Here is a 6,145-nt window from a genome sequence, read left to right on the forward strand (position 1 = left end):
GCATATGCAGATACTACTTTGGAACGTTGATAAAAGGAGAGATGTATATGCAAAAAGCAAAACAGTATGTGGATCAAGGAATGTCATCTGTACAAGAAACGGTTCAAACATTGCAGCAAGCACTTAATCATGCAGAGAAGCAAGACAATAAAAGTAAAATTCAAGATGCAATCAATTCACTGAACTCTGCACAGCAGCAATTATCGGGATATCAGGATTAGAGTGTTAACGAAAAATTTGACGCCCCTATTCTTCATATGATGGATAGGGGCAGTTTTTTATTAAAGGGCTACTAATTTCAGAAATATTAAAAAATAACTTGAAATAAACTGGCTGGTCGGTTTATTATAATAATAATCAATTTAATGACAGTTTTTGTTAAATAGCATGGAGGGAATCATTTGCCGCCAATTGTTTCAGAAGAATATAAGCAGAAAAAGAAAAGAGAAATTTTAGACAGTGCTTTAGATTGTTTTGCAAAAAAAGGGTTTCAAGTGGCAACAATGGATGACATTGTTAAACGTTCTGGAATTAGTAAGGGAGCCATTTACAATTATTTTAAAAGTAAAGACGAAATTTACTTAGAATTGATGCGTGAGCAGACGGAAACGAGCAATGCAAGATTACGTGAGAAACTTAGCAATTTTAAAAGTGCTAAAGAAAAGCTAATTTATCTTTTTGGGATATATAAAGCAATGGATCCCTATGAAGAAGATAGAAGAAAAATTATTATCGTCCATTTGGAATTTACATTATATTCGTCAAGAAGTGAAGAAATTAATAAGATTCTCAAAGAGAGAGGACATAAATTCTTTATTCAATTAATAATCGAAATAATAGAAGAGGGTCAGAGATTAGGGGAGTTCCGGCAAGATGCTGAGCTTCAAGTGATCGCAAATATGTTTTGGACGGTAATGGACGGAGCCATGCTGCATACGATAATCAATAATGAATACCCTTATACTAACGTGCTGGAAAACTATCAAAATATGATTTTGCGATTTTTAGAATGCTGACCACTTACATATAGTTATAGAGCATATGCGACTGGTCGATTTATAGCTGTTTAAACTTATTAAATTTCAAGATTTTGGGGTGAAAGGTATTGGAAAGCAAGATTAGAAGACTTGAAAAAGAAGAATTTTCAAGCTTTGTTGAAATTGTTGTAAACGCCTATCCAGGAACTACGAGAAATACCGTTGAATTTAAGCAGCAATATATAGACAGTTTAGTAAACATACAAGAAAAAGTTGATACGGTTCAATTTTATGGATTATTTCGCAATGGGAAATTAATGGGTGGTATGAGAATTCATCATTTTACAATGAATGTATGTGGAAAACTAATCGAAGCTGGGGGAGTTGGGCTGGTTGCAGTAGATTTGCTTCATAAAAAGGAAAAAGCTGCGAAAGACCTGATCGAGTATTTCATTTCCTATTTCAAAGAAAAGGGAACCTCAATCGTGATGCTGTACCCGTTCAGACCTGATTTTTATAAGAATATGGGCTTTGGCTATGGGACAAAGATGAATCAATATCAAATTGCACCGGCTAGTTTTCCAAAGGCGGAAACAAAAGAAGGATTAATGTACTTAGACTCATCCCATAAAGAATTGATAAAGAAATGTGCAAATCGATATGCCTGTTTGACTCATGGCATGATTTTGAAGACGGATTACGACATGGAAATTATGTTCAAAAATCCTGATCACAAACTAGTTGGATTTATGGAAAATGGAGAACTGCAAGGCTATATTATCTTTACTTTTAAAAAAATAAACAATGAAAATTTTTTAATGAATAATTTAATCGTTAAAGAGTTCATTTATGAAACACCAAAGACACTTACTCAGTTAAGCTATTTTTTAAACACACAGGCTGACCAAGTAAACCGAATTATTCTGAACACGCAAGATGATGATATTGAATTTTTAATTAGTGAATCGAGAAATGGCAGCAATCATTTAATTCCCAGTGTCTATCATGAAACAAAGACATCAGGAATTGGTTTAATGTATAAAATAATTGATGTTCCGAAATTTCTATTACAGCTTCCTGCCGAACATTTCTCAGGAAAAACTTTCAAACTACGATTAATTGTAAAAGATACATTCCATTCTGATGAACCGCAAAAGTGGATGCTTTCTTATGAACAAGGAAAGCTAACAGTAGATGAATATGTCCTGAATCGTACAGATGTTGAACTAGAGATTGATATTTCTGATTTATCTTCTCTTGCTATGGGGGCAGTAAGTGCTGATAAATTGTATCAGTATGGGCGATTAAAAATAAATAAACCAGAATATAGGGATGTAATAAATCAATTGTTCCCGCATTTGCAAAAGCCAATTTGTATGACAGCCTTTTGATTTTATGAATATGGGACGGGGGATTGCGATGATCGAAATAAAGAGATTAAAAGATTGTACGATTGAGGAAGGCGTAGAGGCTTGGAATACAGGCTTTGAAGGGTATTACTTTGATGCAGCCACAACGGCAGATAAATTCCTAAGCAGATTAGTAAATGAGGGATTATCACCACATCTTTCCATTGTTGCGTTTATGGATAACAAACCAATTGGCATTGTAAAAAATGGAATACGTGAGTTTAAGGGACAGAAATTAGCTTGGAATGGAGGCACTGGCGTTGCCTTAGAACTAAGAAAAAAAGGGATAGGGAAGATGCTGATGGAAGAAACCTTATCCATTCTTAATGAAGAAAAAGTGGATTATGCTTCATTAGAGGCAATAAGTGATAATGTTAAAGCAATTTCATTATATGAAAAGATGGGTTATGAAATAATAGATAACCTAGAGTATTTAGGTCTAAATGGGATTCTAGCTAATAATCACTCTGATATTTCTATAGGAGATTACAAGGTAGAAAGAGCAGTTCCCATGCAAGCTGGAGCAATCTCTTTTTATAAAGGAATGAATCCTTGGCAGACACAGTGGCAAAGTGCAAAGGATGGAGAAGCGCTAATTGTAAAGGATGCTAATGATAATCCAATCGGGTATGCCTATTATCGGCGCACATTTAATTCTGAAGGAAAGCATATAAATACTGTTTTATTTCAATGTGAGGCAGAGCCTGAACATAAGGATCAGGAGCCTATCACTAGATACTTAATTAATGAAGTGTTCAGCAAGTTTACTGAGGATATCAATCGCGTTATTCCAAATATACCAATAGGAAAAAGCAAACTAACCCATTCTATCCTAAAGGAAATGGGTTTTACATCAATGACTGAACAAGTTTACATGATGAAAAAACTATAGGAAAAAGCCATAGAGATTTTGGGCATTGAACTGCACCCCAATTGTTTGACGGTGTCTAACAATTGGGGTGCAGTTCAATGCCCAAAATTCTCTATGGTTTTTTAAAAGTTGATTTTAAACTTTTCCCCATTATTTAGTTTCTTATCCTGCACATTAAATACATCGCTTGTCACAATCTCAATGGAATCAGCATTCGACTTTTCAATAATGAAACCAAAATTGCCCTTCTTCGTTCCGTTAGCAGCAATTTCTCCATTCAGTTCTTCTAAGTAAATATCATCTTCATATATTTTCTTTTCGCCAGAGCTTGTATTTAGTATGGCGATAGGTGCAAATTTTAACGGCTCATTAGATGTGTTTTTTATTTCTATAAAAAGTTTTATGAAATCAAATTCTTGGTCATGTGTATAGGAATGATAGAAATCTATCAAGCTATAATCTGGTTTAAAGTGAAGAATCTTTGCTTCTCTGACTGTTAATTCGATTGAACTGCCAATTTTGTAAGTATGGCTGTCAAGTTCTGCTGCCTTAACCGTCAGTTCCCCTCGATTATCACGGGAAAATTGCCCGATCTCTTGAAGCAGCCTGTCATCAGATACTTGCGGATTCAGAATGTAATCATCATAGTAGCTTGGAATCGTATGATTAGAGCCAGTTTTTGCTGCAGCAGATTTTTCATTGTTAAAGGAACAGCCGGTTAATGTGATCAATAATAGACATAGATAAATGACTTGTTTCATGGCAGAACCCCCATCTATTTTTACAAAGAGTTCCCGTTGGTATAATCATTCAACGGGAACTTTTTTTGACCTAGCTTATTTATCATTAATTTCTACTTTTGCTTGAAGCAGGTCAAAAATAATTTTTGCATGGTCCGTGTTGTCCAGCTGTCCTGCGAACTTATCACTTGCTGGTCCGAATGCATAAACAGGAACATCTTCACCTGTATGCCCGCCTGTAGTCCAGCCAGTATAGGAACGTTTATTAAAGATGTTCTCAATCGTATTATCGATTTCTGTGAAATCATTCTTTTTGGCAGCATCTTTAACTGATTGAATTTCTTCTGCCTTTAATTCTAAATCGATATACTTCGTTAATGTTTCCTCAACATTCGCACCCTTGGCAATCAGGTCAGCCATGAAGTCAGGTGTACGTTTTGCTGCTTTAATTGGCTCAGGGAACCAGTTATAGATTCCATCTGCTCCAATTGAAAATCCGCCTGTAGAATGATCAGCCGTTGCAACAACAAGTGTATTTTTGTCTTTTTTGGCAAATTCAATTGCAGCCTGGAATGCTTTTTCGAAGTCCTCCATTTCGCTCATTGCCCCAACGATATCATTGTCGTGACCCGCCCAATCAATTTGGCTGCCTTCAATCATAAGAAAGAAACCATCTTTATCTTGATTCAATCGGTCGATCGCTGATTTGGTCATTTCCTCTAATGATGGTACATCTTTATCACGGTCAATCATTTTTGGCATGCCTGCAGGAGCGAACAATCCAATTACTTGTTCGTCGTTTGACTTCAGTAAATCATCACGGTTCGTTACATAGCTAAAGCCATCTTTTTGAAATTCTTTTACTAGATCGCGATCTTTTCGAACAAAAAGATCGGTCCCTCCGCCTAATAGAACGTCAATTTTATGTTTCCCATTAATAAGCTCGTCATAATAATCATCAGCAATCGCATTCATATTTTTACGGCTGAGATCATGTGAACCGAATGAAGCAGGGGTAGCATGAGTGATTTCAGAAGTTGCAACAAGACCAGTGGCCTTTCCTTTTTCTTTCGCTGCTTCTAAAACTGTTTTTACCTCTGTTCCATCGTTATCCACAGCAATTCCGTTATTATATGTTTTAATTCCAGCTGCCATAGCCGTTGCAGCCGAAGCAGAATCGGTAATGTTTTGAGCCGGATCTTCTGGATAAGTCATTTGCTGACCGACTAAATAAGGATCGAAAGCCGTTTCTTCAGCAAATTTTGTTTTAGGATCATTTATTAAGGAGCGGTAAGCTGAAGTATAGGATACGCCCATACCATCTCCAATTAGAAAAATAACATTTTTTGCTTTTCCATTGCTTTGGTCATTTTCCTTTGCCTCAACTGTAGTAAATGATCCGGAAATATTAAAGCCAGCGAGTGCAACTGAAGATACAACTGCAAATGGTACTAGTTTTCTAGTGAATTTTTTAATAGACATCTTTTCCCCTCCCGAATTTGATTACGAGATTAGTATATATTGGGAATATTAAGGGGAAGTGAAGGAAAGGTTTTAGTATTGTAAAGATTTGTGGCGGGAGATAGGAATCTTATGAAACTACTAATCTAATAATCTTCACCTTTTTATACTTGTATCCATATTAAGACTAATATTTTTGGGTGATAACAGTAGAACGTTTATCTATTAAGTGTATGATGGCCAAGCGATGCTGAAAAAAAGATACGGTCGTTCATAGGGGGATGAAGGCCCAAACAAGTTTAGAAAAAGAGAAACGATCGTTCATCGGGGGGATGAAGGCCCCAACAAGCTCGAAAAAAAAGGAAATGGTCTTTCATCGGGGGGATGAAAGCCCCAACAAGCTTAGAAAAAAAGGAACCGGTCGTTCATCGATGTTATGAAGGTCCCAACAAGCTCAGAAAAAAGGAACCGGTCGTTCATCGCGTGAATGAAAGCCCCAACAAGTTCAGAAAAAAGGAACCGGTCGTTCATCGAGGTTATGAAGGCCTAAACAAGTTCAGAAAAAAGGAACCGGTCGTTCATCGAGGTTATGAAGGCCCCAACAAGCTCAGAAAAAAAGGAACCGGTCGTTCATCGCGTGAATGAAGGCCCCAACAAGCTAAGAAAAAAGGAACCGGTCGTTCATCG

At 36.5% G+C, this 6,145-nt stretch carries 7 protein-coding genes; 5 read left to right on the plus strand and 2 right to left on the minus strand.

The window, feature by feature from the left end:
• Nucleotides 1-47 precede the first annotated feature (47 nt).
• From C1726_RS26135 to C1726_RS09400, 4 genes are all read left to right on the plus strand, one after another.
• Complete coding sequence (locus tag C1726_RS26135) at nucleotides 48-221, plus strand: hypothetical protein (RefSeq protein WP_180968151.1); 174 nt, start codon at nucleotides 48-50, stop codon at nucleotides 219-221.
• Nucleotides 222-401: 180 nt separating this feature from the next.
• A complete protein-coding gene (locus C1726_RS09390) occupies nucleotides 402-1,016 on the plus strand; it encodes a TetR/AcrR family transcriptional regulator (RefSeq protein ID WP_102272889.1) in 615 nt (204 codons plus the stop codon).
• Between the two features lie 89 nt (nucleotides 1,017-1,105).
• Complete coding sequence (locus C1726_RS09395) at nucleotides 1,106-2,368, plus strand: GNAT family N-acetyltransferase (RefSeq protein WP_102272890.1); 1,263 nt, start codon at nucleotides 1,106-1,108, stop codon at nucleotides 2,366-2,368.
• A 28-nt stretch (nucleotides 2,369-2,396) separates the two neighbouring features.
• Nucleotides 2,397-3,278 (plus strand): GNAT family N-acetyltransferase, encoded by an 882-nt coding sequence (locus C1726_RS09400; RefSeq protein WP_102272891.1) that lies wholly within the window; start codon nucleotides 2,397-2,399, stop codon nucleotides 3,276-3,278.
• A gap of 101 nt (nucleotides 3,279-3,379) precedes the next feature.
• Here the strand turns inward: C1726_RS09400 and C1726_RS09405 are convergent, their stop codons facing one another.
• Together C1726_RS09405 and C1726_RS09410 are read right to left on the minus strand one after the other, a co-directional pair.
• Complete coding sequence (locus C1726_RS09405; protein ID WP_102272892.1) at nucleotides 3,380-4,018, minus strand: hypothetical protein; 639 nt, start codon at nucleotides 4,016-4,018, stop codon at nucleotides 3,380-3,382.
• Between the two features lie 75 nt (nucleotides 4,019-4,093).
• On the minus strand, nucleotides 4,094-5,479 hold the full coding sequence (locus C1726_RS09410) for an alkaline phosphatase (RefSeq protein ID WP_102272893.1): 1,386 nt from the start codon (nucleotides 5,477-5,479) through the stop codon (nucleotides 4,094-4,096).
• Between the two features lie 260 nt (nucleotides 5,480-5,739).
• On the opposite strand from C1726_RS09410, the gene C1726_RS26140 reads away from it, so the two are divergent.
• Complete coding sequence (locus C1726_RS26140) at nucleotides 5,740-5,898, plus strand: hypothetical protein (RefSeq protein ID WP_180968152.1); 159 nt, start codon at nucleotides 5,740-5,742, stop codon at nucleotides 5,896-5,898.
• Nucleotides 5,899-6,145: the final 247 nt, after the last annotated feature.

The sequence above is a fragment of the Cytobacillus massiliigabonensis genome, assembly GCF_900199725.1.
Lineage (GTDB): Bacteria > Bacillota > Bacilli > Bacillales > Cytobacillaceae > Cytobacillus > Cytobacillus massiliigabonensis.